13 protein-coding genes are annotated in these 16,525 nt (G+C 65.5%); 12 read left to right on the top strand and 1 reads right to left on the bottom strand.

Translation table 11 applies throughout. The features are described from left to right. The first annotated feature begins 207 nt into the window (after positions 1 to 207). From AC3A4Z_RS10845 to AC3A4Z_RS10795, 11 genes are all read left to right on the top strand, one after another. Complete coding sequence (locus AC3A4Z_RS10845) at positions 208 to 2,115, top strand: acetolactate synthase large subunit (protein WP_498711557.1); 1,908 nt, start codon at positions 208 to 210, stop codon at positions 2,113 to 2,115. A gap of 2 nt (positions 2,116 to 2,117) precedes the next feature. Then, positions 2,118 to 2,630, top strand: coding sequence for an acetolactate synthase small subunit (ilvN, locus tag AC3A4Z_RS10840; RefSeq protein WP_050054685.1), 513 nt, complete (start codon positions 2,118 to 2,120; stop codon positions 2,628 to 2,630). 91 nt (positions 2,631 to 2,721) lie between these two features. Beyond that, a complete protein-coding gene (ilvC, locus tag AC3A4Z_RS10835) occupies positions 2,722 to 3,747 on the top strand; it encodes a ketol-acid reductoisomerase (protein WP_050054686.1) in 1,026 nt (341 codons plus the stop codon). A 120-nt stretch (positions 3,748 to 3,867) separates the two neighbouring features. Then, positions 3,868 to 5,457 carry a phosphoglycerate dehydrogenase gene (gene serA / locus AC3A4Z_RS10830; RefSeq protein WP_498711556.1) on the top strand — a complete coding sequence of 530 codons (1,590 nt, stop codon included), beginning with the start codon at positions 3,868 to 3,870 and terminating at the stop codon, positions 5,455 to 5,457. Between the two features lie 207 nt (positions 5,458 to 5,664). Then, positions 5,665 to 8,463 (top strand): ABC transporter permease, encoded by a 2,799-nt coding sequence (locus AC3A4Z_RS10825; RefSeq protein WP_498711555.1) that lies wholly within the window; start codon positions 5,665 to 5,667, stop codon positions 8,461 to 8,463. Next, positions 8,460 to 9,215, top strand: coding sequence for an ABC transporter ATP-binding protein (locus tag AC3A4Z_RS10820; RefSeq protein ID WP_050054689.1), 756 nt, complete (start codon positions 8,460 to 8,462; stop codon positions 9,213 to 9,215). The genes AC3A4Z_RS10825 and AC3A4Z_RS10820 overlap by 4 nt, the downstream gene beginning before the upstream one ends. A gap of 33 nt (positions 9,216 to 9,248) precedes the next feature. Beyond that, entirely contained in the window at positions 9,249 to 10,808 is a 1,560-nt protein-coding gene (metG, locus tag AC3A4Z_RS10815; RefSeq protein ID WP_498711554.1) for a methionine--tRNA ligase, read from the top strand. A gap of 269 nt (positions 10,809 to 11,077) precedes the next feature. Continuing rightward, positions 11,078 to 11,680 (top strand): hypothetical protein, encoded by a 603-nt coding sequence (locus AC3A4Z_RS10810; protein WP_498711553.1) that lies wholly within the window; start codon positions 11,078 to 11,080, stop codon positions 11,678 to 11,680. 115 nt (positions 11,681 to 11,795) lie between these two features. After that, on the top strand, positions 11,796 to 12,590 hold the full coding sequence (locus tag AC3A4Z_RS10805) for a class F sortase (protein ID WP_498711552.1): 795 nt from the start codon (positions 11,796 to 11,798) through the stop codon (positions 12,588 to 12,590). Between the two features lie 60 nt (positions 12,591 to 12,650). Next, positions 12,651 to 13,703: a 3-isopropylmalate dehydrogenase gene (locus AC3A4Z_RS10800; protein ID WP_498711551.1), complete on the top strand. Its 1,053-nt coding sequence runs from the start codon at positions 12,651 to 12,653 to the stop codon at positions 13,701 to 13,703. Positions 13,704 to 13,805: 102 nt separating this feature from the next. After that, on the top strand, positions 13,806 to 14,918 hold the full coding sequence (locus AC3A4Z_RS10795) for a branched-chain amino acid aminotransferase (RefSeq protein WP_498711550.1): 1,113 nt from the start codon (positions 13,806 to 13,808) through the stop codon (positions 14,916 to 14,918). A gap of 84 nt (positions 14,919 to 15,002) precedes the next feature. Here the strand turns inward: AC3A4Z_RS10795 and AC3A4Z_RS10790 are convergent, their stop codons facing one another. Continuing rightward, on the bottom strand, positions 15,003 to 15,611 hold the full coding sequence (locus AC3A4Z_RS10790; RefSeq protein WP_498711549.1) for a hypothetical protein: 609 nt from the start codon (positions 15,609 to 15,611) through the stop codon (positions 15,003 to 15,005). Positions 15,612 to 15,699: 88 nt separating this feature from the next. Here AC3A4Z_RS10790 and AC3A4Z_RS10785 point away from each other — a divergent pair, with 88 nt between their 5' ends. Beyond that, complete coding sequence (locus AC3A4Z_RS10785) at positions 15,700 to 16,503, top strand: MBL fold metallo-hydrolase (protein WP_498711548.1); 804 nt, start codon at positions 15,700 to 15,702, stop codon at positions 16,501 to 16,503. Positions 16,504 to 16,525: the final 22 nt, after the last annotated feature.

The following is a 16,525-nucleotide window of genomic DNA, read 5'->3' as shown; positions in this document are numbered from 1 at the left end:
CCACCAGAGGGAAAACTGAACGCATGACTTTCGTTACCAGCTGCGCCGCTGCAGAAGCAGTTGTCGTCCTTACCAAGCGCGTGGCACATTAGCCTCCACTGGTAACGAACCGTCACGCGCAAACCCCTCGAAGAGCCGCCAGGCTGAGGGGTTTTTTTATTTCCCGCAGTTTCCATGTAACACAGATGATCCACAAGGAAGAGTCCGATGAGCAAAGGATCGCCGATCAGCCCCTCGCTGATGGCTACTAAGTCCGCTGGAGCCCCCAAGGCTCCGGAACGCGCCGACCGCACGGCTGACCACGCCGTCGTCGTCGCCGACCTTGCTGCCGTCTCTCCTGTCCTTGGGCCGAACAACGTTGTACCCCCAACGGTGATGACCGGCTCGCAAGCTATTGTCCGCTCGCTCGAAGAACTCGGCGTCGACGATATTTTCGGTTTGCCCGGTGGCGCGATCCTGCCCACCTATGACCCCTTGATGGCCTCCAGCATGAACCACGTCCTGGTCCGTCACGAACAGGGAGCCGGCCACGCCGCGCAAGGTTACGCCATGGTCACCGGGCGGGTCGGCGTCTGCATCGCCACCTCGGGCCCCGGCGCCACCAACCTCGTTACCGCCATCATGGATGCCCACATGGACTCCGTGCCGCTGGTGGCCATCACCGGCCAGGTGTCCAGCGGTGTGATCGGCACCGACGCGTTCCAGGAAGCAGACATTGTGGGCATCACCATGCCCATCACCAAGCACTCCTTCCTGGTGACAGACCCCAACGACATCCCGCACGTGATGGCAGAAGCGTTCCACCTGGCCTCCACCGGCCGCCCCGGACCGGTCCTGGTAGACGTGGCCAAGGACGCCCAGGTGGGCCAGATGACCTTCTCCTGGCCGCCCCGGATTGACCTGCCCGGATACCGGCCCGTCACCCGCGGGCACAACAAGCAGGTCCGCGAAGCCGCCAAGCTGATCGCCGCGGCCAGCAAGCCCGTCCTGTACGTTGGCGGCGGCGTGGTCAAGGCCCATGCCTCCGCTGAGCTGCTGGCACTCGCCGAGGCCACCGGGGCTCCCGTTGTCACCACGCTGATGGCCAAGGGCGCGTTCCCTGACTCCCACCCGCAGCACGTGGGCATGCCCGGCATGCACGGCACGGTCTCGGCCGTCACCGCGCTGCAGCAGTCGGACCTCCTCATCACGCTCGGCGCGCGCTTTGATGACCGCGTCACCGGCGTGCTGAAGACCTTTGCACCCAACGCCAAGGTCATCCACGCGGACATCGACCCGGCCGAAATCTCCAAGAACCGCACGGCCGATGTACCGATCGTGGGCTCGGTCAAGGAGATCATCCCTGAGCTGACCGACGCTGTCCGTACCCAGTTCGAGGTCTCCGGCGCACCGGACCTCACCACCTGGTGGGCTTTCCTGAACAACCTGAAGGAGACTTACCCGCTGGGATGGACCGAGCCGGACGACGGACTCACCGCCCCGCAGAGGGTCATCGAGCGGATCGGTGCCCTGACCGGGCCGGAAGGCATCTACGTGGCGGGCGTCGGCCAGCACCAGATGTGGGCCGCGCAGTTCATCAAGTACGAGCGTCCGCATGCCTGGCTGAACTCGGGCGGAGCCGGCACCATGGGCTACGCCGTCCCGGCTGCCATGGGCGCCAAGGTGGGGGAGCCGGACCGCGTGGTCTGGGCCATCGACGGCGACGGCTGCTTCCAGATGACCAACCAGGAACTGGCCACCTGCGCCATCAACAACATCCCCATCAAGGTTGCCGTCATCAACAACTCCTCCTTGGGAATGGTGCGCCAGTGGCAGACCCTCTTCTACGAGGGCCGCTACTCGAACACCGACCTCAACACCGGCCACGACACCGTCCGCATCCCGGACTTCGTCAAGCTGGGGGAGGCCTACGGCTGCGCCTCATTCCGCTGCGAACGCGACGAGGACATCGACGCCACCATCCAGAAGGCCCTCGAAATCAACGACCGCCCCGTGGTGATCGACTTCGTGGTGAGCCCCAACTCCATGGTGTGGCCGATGGTGCCCGCCGGCGTGAGCAACGACCAGATCCAGGTTGCCCGCAACATGACCCCGGAATGGGAAGAAGAGGACTGACCATGAGCCGCCACACACTCTCCGTCCTGGTTGAAGACAAGCCGGGCGTGCTGACCCGCGTTGCAAGCCTCTTCGCCCGCAGGGCCTTCAACATCAACTCCCTGGCCGTTGGCCCCACCGAGGTTCCGGGCATCTCCCGGATGACCGTGGTGGTCGACGCCGATGGCGACCTCATCGAACAGGTCACCAAGCAGCTCAATAAACTGATCAACGTCATCAAAATCGTTGAGCTGACCTCCGAATCTTCCGTACAGCGTGACCACATCCTGGTCAAAGTACGTGCGGATGCCGCAACTCGTCTGCAGGTGACCCAGGCTGCAGACCTGTTCCGCGCCTCAGTGGTCGACGTCTCCACCGATTCCGTCGTCATTGAAGCAACCGGCCATCCCGAAAAGCTCACCGCACTGCTCTCAGTGCTGGAGCCCTTCGGCATCCGCGAAATCGTGCAGTCCGGCACCCTGGCCGTTGGACGGGGATCCCGCTCCATGAGTGACAGGGCGTTGCGCTCCGCGTAGGAACCTGCCCGGGCACCGCCCGGCAGAGCGCGACGCCCGTAACCGCACCACCGAACACCTATCTACAATCCACTCAAGAGGAGTTACGCAAGTGACTGAAATGTTTTACGACGACGACGCCGACCTGTCGATCATCCAGGGCCGCAAGGTTGCCATTGTGGGCTACGGCTCCCAGGGCCACGCCCACGCGCTGAACCTGCGCGACTCCGGCGTCGAGGTTGTTATCGCACTGAAGGACGGCTCCAAGTCCGCCCCCAAGGCCGAGGACGCTGGCTTCACCGTCAAGAACGTCGCCGACGCTGCCGAATGGGCAGACGTCATCATGATCCTGGCACCGGACCAGCACCAGCGCTCGATCTACAACGACTCCATTAAGGACAAGCTGAAGCCGGGCAAGGCCCTTGCTTTCGCCCACGGCTTCAACATCCGCTTCGGCTACATCCAGGCACCGGAGGGCGTTGACGTCATCCTCGTTGCCCCGAAGGCACCCGGCCACACCGTCCGCCGCGAATTCGAAGCCGGCCGCGGCATCCCGGACATCATCGCCGTCGAGCAGGACGCTTCCGGCGCCGCCTGGGAGCTGGCCAAGTCCTACGCCAAGGCCATCGGCGGCACCCGCGCCGGCGTTATCAAGACCACCTTCACCGAAGAGACCGAAACCGACCTCTTCGGCGAGCAGGCTGTCCTCTGCGGCGGCGTGTCCCAGCTGGTCCAGTACGGCTTCGAAACCCTGACCGAAGCCGGCTACCAGCCGCAGATCGCCTACTTCGAGGTGCTCCACGAGCTCAAGCTCATCGTTGACCTCATGTGGGAAGGCGGCATCGCCAAGCAGCGCTGGAGCGTTTCCGACACCGCAGAGTACGGCGACTACGTCTCCGGCCCGCGCGTCATCACCCCCGCGGTCAAGGAAAACATGCAGGCTGTCCTCGCCGACATCCAGTCCGGTGCCTTCGCCAAGCGCTTCATCGAAGACCAGGACAACGGCGGCGTGGAGTTCAAGGAACTGCGTGCCAAGGCCGAGCAGCACCCCATCGAGGCTGTCGGCCGCGAACTGCGCTCCCTGTTCTCCTGGCAGCAGCAGGACGTGGACTACGTTGAAGGCTCTGCCGCCCGCTAAGGGTTCCTAGCCTTCCCAATCGGCAACGTGAGGCCGGGTTCACACTTAACAATGTGAGCCCGGCCTTTCCGTCGGCCTAGACTTGTTCCATCCCCAGGACTGCAACGCAGAGGATCAGCCGTGTCAAAACCCGTAGTACTGCTCGCCGAAGAACTTTCCCCCGCCACCATTGAGGCCCTCGGCCCGGACTTCGAGATCCGCCAGACCGACGGCGCTGACCGCTCGCAGCTGCTCTCTGCCATCGGCGATGTTGACGCGATCCTGGTCCGGTCCGCCACCCAGGTGGACGCCGAGGCCATCGCCGCGGCGAAGAACCTCAAGGTCATCGCCCGCGCCGGCGTGGGCCTGGACAACGTGGACATCAAGGCCGCCACCCAGGCCGGCGTGATGGTGGTGAATGCCCCCACGTCCAACATCGTCTCCGCAGCCGAGCTCACCGTAGGCCACATCCTCAGCCTGGCACGCCACATTCCGCAGGCCAGCGCCGCGCTCAAGGACGGCGAATGGAAGCGCTCCAAGTACACGGGCATTGAACTCTTCGAAAAGAAGATCGGCATCATCGGCCTGGGCCGCATCGGCGCCTTGGTGGCAGCCCGCCTGAAGGGCTTCGACACCAAGATCCTCGCTTACGATCCCTACATCACCTCCGCCCGCGCAGCGCAGCTCGGCGTGCAGCTGGTCACCCTGGACGAGCTCCTGGCCCAGTCCGACTTCATCACCATCCATATGCCCAAGACCCCCGAGACCGTGGGCATGCTTGGCGCTGACGCGTTCAAGAAGATGAAGAACACCGCCTACGTGGTGAACGTTGCCCGCGGCGGCCTGGTGGACGAGGAAGCCCTCTTCACTGCTCTGCAGGACGGTGAAATCGCCGGCGCCGGTGTGGACGTCTTCGCCAAGGAGCCCAGCACGGACCTGCCGTTCTTCAAGCTGGACAACGTTGTGGTCACCCCGCACCTGGGTGCATCCACCGACGAAGCCCAGGAGAAGGCGGGCGTCTCCGTAGCCAAGTCGGTCCGCCTTGCCCTGGCAGGCGAGCTGGTTCCGGACGCCGTCAACGTCGCCGGCGGCGTCATCGCCCCGGACGTGCGGCCGGGCATCCCGCTCATCGAGAAGCTGGGCCGCATCTTCACTGCCCTCACTCACGACTCTCTGACGCAGTTCGACGTGGAGGTGGCCGGCGAGATCTCCTCCCTCGACGTCAAGGTCCTGGAGCTGGCAGCGCTGAAGGGCATCTTCGCCGACGTCGTGACCGAACAGGTCTCCTACGTCAACGCCCCGGTCATCGCCGAGCAGCGCGGTATCAACGTTCGACTGATCACCACCCCGGAGACCGAGTCCTACCGCAACGTCCTGACCCTCCGCGGGGCGCTCAGCGACGGCACCCAGATCTCCGTGGCCGGAACCCTGACCGGACCCAAGCAGATCGAAAAGCTGGTGGGCATCAACGGATTCGAGGTTGAAATCCCCATCAGCGAGCACCTTGTGGTGGTCGCGTATACCGACCGTCCCGGCGTGATCGGCACCATCGGCCACATCCTGGGCATGAACAACATCAACATCGCCGGCATGCAGGTGGCACGCCACGACCAGGGCGGCCAGGTCCTCGCGCTGCTGACCATCGACAGCTCCGTGCCCCAGCAGGTCCTGGACGCCATCAAGGCCGGCATCGGCGCCGAGATGGTCCGGGAAGTGGACCTGGAGGACTGACTCCAGGGGGAAACGCCGTACCGTCGGCCTCCGCTCGGCGCGTCCGGGCGGGGCCACGTATGATTGGCCGGTCTGCTTACAATGGCTGGGTCCTCTTGGGACCATGCCGGCAGGCCGGCCAATACCTTTTGCACATCCGTCCGTAATCGTCCACGTCCGCCGCGCGGACACGAATGTGCGCACGCAATCCAGGTTTCAGGGAGTTCAATGAACGCCGTCCAGAGGTTCATCAGAAGCAGGGTGCTGCTGTTGACCGCGGCCATCTTGATCGCAGCCATGTGCTTGTCGGTCATCGTCCAAAGTCAATCGCAGGCGGCGCTCAGCCGGACCGTGAATGAAAATTCCCGGGGCCTCTACGATGTCCTGGTCCAGGCCAAGGCGCCCTCCGGTGCGATGCTGCAGCCGGAAATCGCCAACGGCACAGGCGGCATCAGCTTCGAACAGTTGGAGGCCATCAGGAAGTTGTCCGGCACCTCCGTGGCAGCGCCCATCAGCCTGGTGTCCCGCGTGACACAAAACCTTGAGGCCCCGCGGCTGGATGCCATGGATTACCTGGGCTACAACGCCGGGCTGGCAGGTACCGCGACGGCGGACCAGGCCGCAGGTGCCACCGCTCCCGCCCAGTGGCCGGCAGCGGAGTCCGTGCTCAGCGACCAGGCGAAGAAGTACCGCCTCACGGCCAGCGCCGTAAGCTCCGACGGTGTTTCCGAACAGACCCTGTTCAAGTCCACTGCCGAAGGCACCCTGGGCAAAGCCAGGCTCGTTGAGGAACAGGCCGCCGGGGGAAGCAGCATCCGCATCGCAGCCCCCGACGGCGAAACGGGAATCAAGTTCGCCGCGCCCGCCGGCGGTTCCGAACACAACCTGTTTAACCTCTCCGTGTCACTGCCCCTGGCCCCGGAAGTCACGGAGTCAGTGGTCGCCGTCGACCCTGCCGCCGAACGCGCCCTGCTCGGATCCTCCGGGGACTTCCTTGCCCCGCTGGAAAAGGCCCCGCCTGCCGACGCCCGCAACGCCGGCGCCGTAGGCCGGTACCTGGAAGGCCTCTTCACCAACGGCATCGGGCTGGACCAGCTGGAGGAAGGTCCTGACTTCCTGGGCGTGAAGCTCAAATACTGGGCACCGCTGATGACCCAGTACCAGCAGGCCAAGCGCACCGGCCAGCTCACTGCCGACTCCCAGGCCATACCCCTGGTGGTCCGCTCCGGCACGTCCCTGGACCTGAAGTACAACGTCAAGATCGAGGAAATCGACGACGCCGGCAAGGTGGTCAAGGACGTCGGAACAGTGTCCAGGTCCCTCGGACAGGACTACCTGCCGTTTGTCTCCAAGGACCCGTTCGTCCTTTCCTGGCCCGGATCCACAGACCACACCTCCCTCCTGGGTGCCACCGGCAACTTCAACCAGGGGCTCTACACGCCCGCCCAGTGGAGCACCGACTTTGCTGCGGCACCGCAATACACTGACGGTAAAACAGCGGCAAACGGCGCCGTTGACAAGGCCGCGGTACCCGGTGAATGGGTCACCGTGAACCGGCTGCCCGAAAAGAGCGCCAACGGCGCCCCTGTGGACCAGACCCAGCGCGAACCCGTGGATGAGCGGTCCTACCGCGAAAACCTGGAGACCGGCGGGAAGAAGGTCTCAGCTCCGCTGGCCATGGTGTACGGCACCTTCGACCCGTCCGCTGTGGCGAAGGCTGCCGGCGACGTCAACAGGCTTCCACTGGGCGGCTATGACCCCACTCCGTTCAGCCTGGTCAAGGATGCCGAGGGCAAGGATGTTGCGGCCGCAGAACTGAAGCCGTCCCTGAGCGCCACCGGGCTCGCCAGCCAGTCCGCCGGCGCCATCACCGACTACTACGGACTCGCTGCTGCCCGCGGCTACACACAGAACGCAGCCGTGATCGATGCCGTTCGTGTCCGCGCCGACGCCCCCGGAAGCTGGAAGGAAGCCCAGCCCGAGGTTGAGAAACTGGCCGCCGAGATCCGCAGCATGGGCCTGGAAGCCACCATCGTGGCCGGCTCCGCCCGTGAAGACGCCAGCATCTTCGTTCCCGGCTACTCCAAGGACGGCGCCGGCAAGGAATCGGCCCTGGGAACGGTCCAGCAGTCCTGGGTCCGGCAAAACGCGGCCGACGCCGTGACCGGGTCCCTGTCCGGAACGAACGTCACGCTGCTCTTCCTCACGCTGTGCGGGGCCGCACTCCTGACCGGCGCCTCCACCGTGAGCTACATCCGCAAACGCCGGTCCGAGGCTGGAACCCTCCGCGCGATGGGCTGGACCCAACGCCGGATCCGCAGCTGGGTCCTTGAAGAATTCGGAGTGGGCGCTGTCCTGCTCGCCGTGGCCGGCCTGGTCCTGAGCCTGGTCAGCTGGAGCCTGGCCACCGCCCTGGTCTCCGTCTCCGTCCTGGTGCTGTACGCCGCCGCGGCCTTCTTCGCCGCCCAGCAGCTGCGCCACAGGGACGTCATCGACCAGGAGCCGCAGCACGACGAACGGCTCATCCCGGTGGACTCGCCGCTGACCTTCGCGAACCGGCAGCTCGGCACCAACAAGTTCAACACGCTGTCCCTCGCTGTTGCTGTTGGCGTCTTCGGCGCCGCAGTGGGCGGGCTCATCGCGCTGCTGATCGACATTCCCCGGGCGGCCGGCGCCAGTGCCCTGAGCGGCCTCGCGGCTGCCAGCGTGGCCCTGCCAAGCATCCTCCTGGCGCTCTCCGGCGTGGTGGTGGGACTGGTGCTCACCCTGGTCACCGGGCGTTTTGAACTCAATGCCAAGCGCCAGTACCTGGGCATCCTCGAAGCCATGGGCTGGAACCCGGACATGCTCCGCCAGGTCCGGTTGTTCGAGAATGCGCTGGTGGGAACCGTGGCCCTGCCGCTGGGCGTGCTGGGCGCCCTCGGCATCGGCCTGCTGCTGGCCCCCTACGCCGCCCTGTGGGCAGGCGTGGCCGGGCTGGTGGCTGTACTTTGCTGGATACCGATTGCAACGAAAGTGGTCCAATGACAAACCAGACGAATGTCCAGCGGAGCCGCCGGTCCGGCTCCGGCGACGTCCCCCTGCAGACGCGCGCCAACACCATCGTCAAGGCCGCTGACCATGAGACGCCGCTGGAACTGAGCGACATCACCATCCGCTACGGCGGCGGCAAAGGCGGAGCCGAAGCGGTCAGCGTGGTGGAAGGTTTCGACCTGACGCTGCACGCCGGCGAGATGCACTGCGTCGCCGGCCGAAGCGGCTCGGGCAAGACCAGCATCCTGACCGTCAGCGCCGGGCTGACCCTGCCGACGTCGGGCCGCGTCTTCTGGGAAGGCGACTCCCTCGAAACCATGGGCGACGACGAAATCGCCGACCGCCGTCGTGCCCTCATCGGGTACGTGGACCAGGGCGGGGCCCTCATCGACGGCATGAGCGCCCTGGAGAACGTGCTGCTGCCCGCGGTTCCCGACGGCGAAGTGGACCAGCGCCGGGACATGGCCAAGGACCTGCTGGACCTGGTGGGCCTGGGCCGCCGCATGCGGCACCGCCCCGCCCAGCTGTCCGGCGGCGAACGCCAGCGCGTGGCGATCGCCCGTGCCCTTATCCTGGGCACCCGGGTCCTGGTCGTGGACGAACCCACGGCGAGCCTTGACCGCGCCTCTGCCAACCGCATCATCAGCATCCTGAAGGACACCACGTCCGATGGCATCGCAGTACTCGTTGCCTCGCACGACCACGAACTCGTCCGGCTCAGCGATACCCTGACTGAACTGATCTAGCCTGTCCCTCCGCACCGAAGGTAACGTCCTCCCGTGACTGCTTCAGAGAAAACGCCGTTCTACATCACCACGGCCATCACCTACCCCAACGGCGTGCCCCACATCGGCCACGCCTACGAGTACATAGCCACCGACGCCATGGCACGCTTCAAGCGGCTGGACGGCTATGACGTGATGTTCCTGACCGGCACGGACGAGCACGGGATGAAGATCGCCCAGACCGCGGAAAAGGAAGGCATCACGCCCAAGGAGCTGGTGGACCGGAACGCCGAGGTCTACAAGGGCGCGCATTCAGCCCTCGGCATCACCTACGACCGCTTCATCCGCACCACGGACCAGGACCACTACGCCGCGTCGCAGGCCATCTGGAAGAAGATGGAAGCCAACGGGGACATTTACCTGTCCAAGTACGAGGGCTGGTACTCCGTCCGGGACGAAGCGTTCTACGGCGAGGACGACACCGTGGTCAAGGACGACGGCGTGCGCTACTCCAAGGAGACGGACACCGAGGTGACCTGGACGGCTGAGGAGAGCTACTTCTTCCGCCTCTCGGCCTACCAGGACAAGCTCCTTGCACTCTATGAGGCACAGCCGGAGTTCGGCGCCCCGCAATACCGCTTCAACGAGGTCATCAGCTTCGTCAAGCGCGGCCTGGAGGACCTGTCCATCAGCCGCACCACGTTCGACTGGGGCGTCCCGGTCCCGGGCAACGACAAGCACGTGATGTACGTCTGGGTGGACGCCCTGACCAACTACCTCACCGGCGTGGGCTACCCGGACGAGGACTCGGAGAAGTTCCGGAAGTTCTGGCCGGCAGACGTCCACGTCATCGGCAAGGACATCTCGCGCTTCCACGCCATCTACTGGCCCGCCTTCCTGATGAGTGCCGGGCTCGAGCTGCCCAAGCGGGTGATGATTCACGGGTTCCTGCACAACAACGGCGTCAAGATGTCCAAGTCGCTGGGCAACGTGGTGGCCCCGGCCGACTTCGTGGCACAGTACGGCCTTGACCAGGTGCGGTTCTTCTTCCTGCGCGAGGTGCCGTTCGGCGCCGACGGCAGCTACAACCATGAGGCGATCGTCGGCCGCATGAACGCCGACCTGGCCAACAATTTCGGCAACCTGGCCCAGCGTTCGCTGTCCATGGTGGCGAAGAACTGCGGAGCCAAGGTCCCTGTTCCCGGTGCCTTCACTGCCGAGGACGAAGCGATCCTTGCCCAGGCCGGCGGCCTGCTTGAAGCGGCCCGGGCCGCTTTTGACAAGCAGGAATTCAGCCGCGCCCTCGAAGCCGTCTGGGGCGTGCTGGGCGACACCAACGCCTACTTCGCCGAGCAGGCCCCCTGGGTGCTGCGGAAGACCGACGTCGAACGCATGAACACCGTCCTGTACGTGACGCTGGAAGTCCTGCGTATCGTGGCCATCCTCGTCCAGCCGGTGATGCCGAACGCCACGTCCAAGCTCCTGGACGCACTGGGCCAGCCGGAAGGGCCGGCCCGGCAGTTCGCCGCCATTGGTACGCCCATCGCGGCCGGGACCGATTTGCCCGCACCGGCGCCGGTGTTCCCGAAGTATGAGGAGCCCGCAGAGGCATAGCAGCATCCGGTTGGACTACTCGGTTTGTATCCGTACTGAGTAGTAGCCGGGAAAGCCAGTAACTGCTGTGACTGAAGTCGCGTAATGAGTACTGGGGACACACCGTCGGCCCGCTATCTAGCCTGAGCGGGTAAGCAAAGTGGTTTCGCATCTGGGAGAACCGCCAAACCCGACGCTTTCCGTTTGCCTTTTCGCCCTCTCATCGGGATTGGCGCCGTTCTTCCTCCTGTCTGGCCACATTCGGAACAGACAAATAGACGGAGACGGACATGAAACGGTCCCTTGCAGTACTAGGTGTCACCGGTCTCGCCCTGCTGGGAGCCACAGCACCCGCCCAGGCCGGTGACCACTCGGACAACGACCACAAAATCACTATCTGCCACGCCACCGGTTCGGAAAGCAACCCCTACGTGAGCATCACAGTTGATGACCATGCCGCCAACGCCCACTCCGGCCACCAAAACGGCGAAGACATCATTCACGGGAACGATGGGTGTGAGGGCGACGACGGGCAGCCAACGGACAACAACGGCTGCGTGCCCTGCACCCCACCGGTCGACACCCCGGAAGAGCCGCCCGTTGTGACTCCGGAAGAGCCGCCGGTTGTAGTTCCTGAGGCACCGCCGGTTGTAACTCCGGAGGCGCCGCCGGCTGTCACTCCTGCGGTGCCCGTTGGCGCCGCGGTTGCACCGCCGGCCGCTCCCGCCAGGGTGGTTATCAACCCGGGATACAACGTCCAGACCGCCGTGGCAGGACCTGACGCCCCGTTTGCTCCCTGGGCGGCAGGTCTGATCGTGATGATGCTGGCAGCTGCCGGAGTCGCGGCCCGCAGGATCCTGCTGGCAGGCAGTGCCTACCGGGATCACAACTAATCCCGGAACCGGACGCCCGCAAGGGTGCTGAGTGAACCAGTGGCAGGCGCCGCGGCCCTATGGGTCCGGCGCCTGCCACCACCAGGCAGAGTTCCACCACCGTGTGAGGTGATCCATGGAAAGGCGCAACCCGCCCGTCCCGGCAGGTTCCGGTAATCAGCCGGCGTCCGCTGATCCACAGCTTCCCACTGGTGCGCCCGCAAACGAGGACTCGACTGCCCACCAGCCAAAGGAAGCATCACAGGCAAGGCAGCGGACGTTCAGCACCAGGAGCATCCTGTTCGTAGTCCTGAGCGGGCTACTTGCATACGCCGCCTTCGCCATCCTTCCACTCGTCACGGGACCCGGGACCGCGCCCACGGCAAAAACAGGAATACTTCAAACTCCGCAGGCCACCTCCAACTCCACCCCAACGCCTGCCATCACCCCGGCCAACGTGCCCACCCCCGTTGTTCCCGCAGGCCCCGCCGCAGCACCGCCGCAGCGGTTGGTTTACCCGGCCGCCAACATCGACGTCGTCGTCCATCCACTGGAACCCGACGGCGACGATCAAGCCACGCAGACGATCGTGCCGCCACCCACCAAGGACGGCTACTGGCTGACGCCGTACGGGTCTCCCGGGGCGGGGTCAAGCAACACCACCTACATCGTGGGGCACAGCTGGCAGGAACAGGACGCACCCTTCAACCACCTCAGTACGGGCACGGCCGTGGGGGACAGGTTCACGGTGGCAACCGCCTCCGGTGAGCTGGCGTACCAGGTGGACTCCGTGACCACTTATGTGAAAGCGGGATTGAAGGACAGCCTTATCTGGGAGGTTGCGCCAAACAGGATTGTGCTGATCTCCTGCTACACGGACGACTTATGGGGAACCAACGTGGTGGTGGTGGCTTCACCCGTGTCGGGGTAGCCCTGTTCGAATAATGAGACAGCTTGACCAGCATCTGGATGTTTTGGCTACCCTGAAACTATGAGCGCATCCTCCATCGATCTTGCAGTTATCCCCGGCGACGGCATTGGCCCTGAGGTCATTGCGGAGGCACTGAAGGTGCTGGAGAAGGCCGTGGCCGCCGAGGGCGTTGAGCTCAAGCAGACCCACTACAAGCTCGGCGCTGAGCACTGGCTGGCCACCGGGGAAACGCTGCCGGACCAGGTCCTCGCGGACCTGCGCACCCGGGACGCCATCCTGTTCGGCGCCGTGGGGGCGGCCCCCGGCGATACCCGGATCCCGTCCGGCATCATTGAACGCGAGATGCTGCTCAAGCTCCGCTTCAGCCTGGACCACTACGTCAACCTCCGCCCGTCACGGCTCTACGGAACGGTGGGGAGCCCGCTGGCCAACCCCGGCACCATCGACTTCATCGTGGTGCGCGAGGGAACCGAAGGCCCCTACGTCGGAAACGGCGGCACCCTCCGCGCCGGTACGCCGCACGAGGTAGCCACCGAAGTTTCGCTGAACACGGCTTACGGTGTGGAGCGCGTGGTCCGCGATGCCTTCCGCCGCGCCAGCGCCCGGGAACGCAAGCATGTGACCCTCGTCCACAAGCACAACGTCCTCGTCTACGCGGGACACCTCTGGAAGCGCACTGTTGAAGCCGTGGCCCAGGAGTTCCCGGAGGTCAGCCACGACTACCTGCACGTGGACGCGGCCACCATCTTTATGGTTACCGACCCGTCCCGCTTCGACGTGATCGTCACCGACAACCTCTTCGGCGACATCCTCACCGACCTCGCCGCAGCGGTCACCGGCGGCATCGGCCTGGCCGCTTCGGGGAACATCAACATGGACCGCACCGCGCCGTCCATGTTCGAGCCGGTCCATGGTTCGGCCCCGGACATTGCCGGGCAGGGCAAGGCTGACCCCACCGCCGCTATCCTGTCCGCGGCACTCCTGCTGGACCACCTCGGCTACACCGCGGCGGCCCGCCGGATCGAAGCAGCAGTAGTTGCCGACGTCGAAAAGCGCGACGGCGGTCCCCGCAGCACCAGCGCGGTCGGCGACGCCATCGCCGCCGGCCTCTAGCCGCGCGGGGCCTGCCGGCAACGGGCGTAAGCTTGTCTCGAATCACCAAATGCCGCCTTGCCGTTCAACGCTGAAGCCGGGGCGGCCGATCGTGGAGGAACCATGACTCAGACTGCCCACGGCGTCGACTTTAGCCAGCAACTCTCGGCCACCCCGAAGTCTGCTGAAGAGCGTGCAGCCATCCTGGCAAACCCGGGATTCGGCAACTACTTCACCGACCACACCGCCATCGTCGACTACAGCGTTGATGAGAACGGCAACGGCGGCTGGCACAATGCCCGGATTGAAGCGTACGGCCCGATCGTCCTCGATCCGTCGGCTGCTGTTTTCCACTACGGCCAGGAGATCTTCGAGGGGCTCAAGGCCTACCGCCACGCCGACGGTTCCATCTGGACCTTCCGGCCCGAGGCCAACGCCGCGCGCCTGAACAAGTCCGCCCGCAGGCTTGCCCTGCCCGAACTGCCCGCCGAGTACTTCCTCGGCGCTATCCGGGAACTGGTGGCAGCCGACAAGGAATGGGTTCCCAGCGGCGACGGCGAGGCCCTGTACCTGCGGCCGTTTATGATCGCCACCGAAGCGTTCCTGGGAGTCCGTGCGGCCCGCGAGGTCTCCTTCCGGGTGATCGCTTCGCCGGCAGGCAACTACTTCGGCGGCGAACTGAAGCCCGTCTCCATCTGGATCTCGCGCGAGTACGCCCGCGCCGGCCGCGGCGGAACCGGCGATGCCAAGTGCGGCGGGAACTACGCCGCCTCGCTCATCGCCCAGCAGGAAGCTGAAGCCAACGGCTGCAAGCAGGTCCTCTTCCTGGACCACTTCAACGACGACGCCGTCGAAGAACTGGGCGGCATGAACGTCTTCTTCGTCATGAAGGACGGCTCGTTGGTCACGCCCGCGCTGACCGGCACCATCCTCGAAGGCGTCACCCGGATGTCCGTCATCCAGGTGGCCAAGGACATGGGCCGCGAAGTCACCGAGCGGAAGATCACCCTTGATGAGTGGCGCGACGGCGTTGCCTCGGGCGACATCGCAGAAGTCTTTGCCTGCGGCACGGCGGCCGTCATCACGCCCATCGGCGTTCTGAAGGATGCCACCGAATTCATCGGGTCAGAAGATGCCGCGGCAGGGGAGACCACCATGGCCATCCGCGAGCAGCTGCTCGGCATCCAGACCGGCGCTGTGCCAGATACCCACGGCTGGCTTACCCGCCTCGCCTAGTTCAGCTTTTTCCTGACTGCAAAATTACGACGGCGCCTGCCGGGCTCATCCCCGGCAGGCGCCGTGTGTTGCTCAACGGGAAGATCAGCGCCGGGCAGCCTTCCGGGCCGCGTTCTTCAGTGCCTTGCGGGAAACGGGCTTCAAGGCCTTCCTGGCAGCTTCCTCCTCCAGCGCCCGCCGGCGTCGGGCATCAAGGAGGTCGTTCCACAGGGTGGTGGCGAAAACCCCGCCGTCCTGGGCGTACAACTCATAGGGATATCCGGCAAAACCGGCCGGCGGAGTACCTTCAGGAAGTTGTTCGCCGGAGGTCCGGGCCACGGCATCCGCTATTGCCCAGGTTTCAGTCAGATGGGGCACCAGGTTGGCTTCCACAAACCCGTTCGGGTCGGCGGATGTGGCAGCCCTCTCGAGAAGGATCGCGAGCTGCTGCTCCAGATGGCCGGCGGCTGCCTCTGCAACTGACGTCCCCGCATCGGTGGCCCTGGCCAGCACGGCTTCCTGTTCGGCCACCGCCACCGCCCAGTCTTCTGTGCGGCGGAATGCCTGCCAGGTGGGGAACCACACCACGGCCCCGGTGGCGTGGTTGTGGATGTGCCGCAGGCCGGTGCTCTTCTCGGTTCCAGCGTGGTCGTTGCCGGCGGCGGCAGCACCGGCGAGGAGCGTTGACAAGGCGGGAGTTGGTGCTGGGCTCATGATGGCGGTGCTTTCGGTAGGGAGTGGCGATCTGTAGGCCACAACCCGCCGCAGGGTCCCGCTTATTCCGCCGGGCTGCAAAGATGGGATGGTGACTTCAGCTTCCGGCCCCGTCCTTGCACGCAGCTCGGCCCTCACGCAGTTCTTCCTGGCCCCCAACCCCGGGCCCATGAGCCTGGAGGGAACCAACTCGTACATCCTCCAGGCTCCCGGGTCCGCCGGGGCCGTGGTGGTGGACCCGGGACCGCTGGACGAGGCGCACCTCCAGGCATTGGCAGGTGCAGCGCCAGTGGAACTCATCCTTACCACCCACCGCCACGCTGACCACACCGCCGGTTCGGCGCGGCTGCACCAGCTCACCGGGGCTCCTGTCCGTGCAGCCGATCCCGCCCACTGCCACGGAAGAGGCGCCGTGCTGCAGGACGGCGAGGTACTTTCCGCAGGCGGGCTCGAGGTCAGGGTCGTGTCCACGCCGGGCCACACCTCCGATTCCGTATGCTTCCATCTCCCCGGCGACGGCCAGGACGGGTCAGTCCTTTCCGGGGATACCATCCTCGGCCGCGGCACCACCGTGCTGGATTACCCTGACGGAACCCTCGCGGACTACCTCAGATCGCTGGACCGGCTGGAAACGTTGGGGCATGCGACCGTCCTTCCGGCCCACGGACCGGTCCTGCCGTCCGTGGCGGGAATCACCCGGGCCTACCGCACTCATCGCCTGGACCGGCTGGCGCAGATCCGCGCCGCCCTGGACCGCCTGGGCGGGGAGGCAACCGTTGGCGACGTCACTGACGCCGTCTATTCCGACGTCGACCCTTCCGTTCGGCGGGCCGCTGAGACATCGGTTGCGGCCCAGCTTGAGTACCTCCGCGGTGAAGCCGCGCGGCAGTAGCGGCGCCCGGCCGGCGCCGGGC

The sequence above is a fragment of the Arthrobacter sp. Soil_C_49 genome (assembly GCF_057656635.1).
Note: the sequence above shows the minus strand (reverse complement) of the source record. Positions and strands in the feature narration are given on the sequence as shown.

Coding starts and splice junctions, on each gene's coding strand:
- AC3A4Z_RS10845 (WP_498711557.1), top strand. CDS start 208: ATGAGCAAAGGATCGCCGATCAGCCCCTCGCTGATGGCTACTAAGTCC.
- ilvN (WP_050054685.1), top strand. CDS start 2,118: ATGAGCCGCCACACACTCTCCGTCCTGGTTGAAGACAAGCCGGGCGTG.
- AC3A4Z_RS10825 (WP_498711555.1), top strand. CDS start 5,665: ATGAACGCCGTCCAGAGGTTCATCAGAAGCAGGGTGCTGCTGTTGACC.
- AC3A4Z_RS10820 (WP_050054689.1), top strand. CDS start 8,460: ATGACAAACCAGACGAATGTCCAGCGGAGCCGCCGGTCCGGCTCCGGC.
- AC3A4Z_RS10810 (WP_498711553.1), top strand. CDS start 11,078: ATGAAACGGTCCCTTGCAGTACTAGGTGTCACCGGTCTCGCCCTGCTG.
- AC3A4Z_RS10805 (WP_498711552.1), top strand. CDS start 11,796: ATGGAAAGGCGCAACCCGCCCGTCCCGGCAGGTTCCGGTAATCAGCCG.
- AC3A4Z_RS10800 (WP_498711551.1), top strand. CDS start 12,651: ATGAGCGCATCCTCCATCGATCTTGCAGTTATCCCCGGCGACGGCATT.
- AC3A4Z_RS10795 (WP_498711550.1), top strand. CDS start 13,806: ATGACTCAGACTGCCCACGGCGTCGACTTTAGCCAGCAACTCTCGGCC.
- AC3A4Z_RS10790 (WP_498711549.1), bottom strand. CDS start 15,611: ATGAGCCCAGCACCAACTCCCGCCTTGTCAACGCTCCTCGCCGGTGCT.
- AC3A4Z_RS10785 (WP_498711548.1), top strand. CDS start 15,700: ATGGTGACTTCAGCTTCCGGCCCCGTCCTTGCACGCAGCTCGGCCCTC.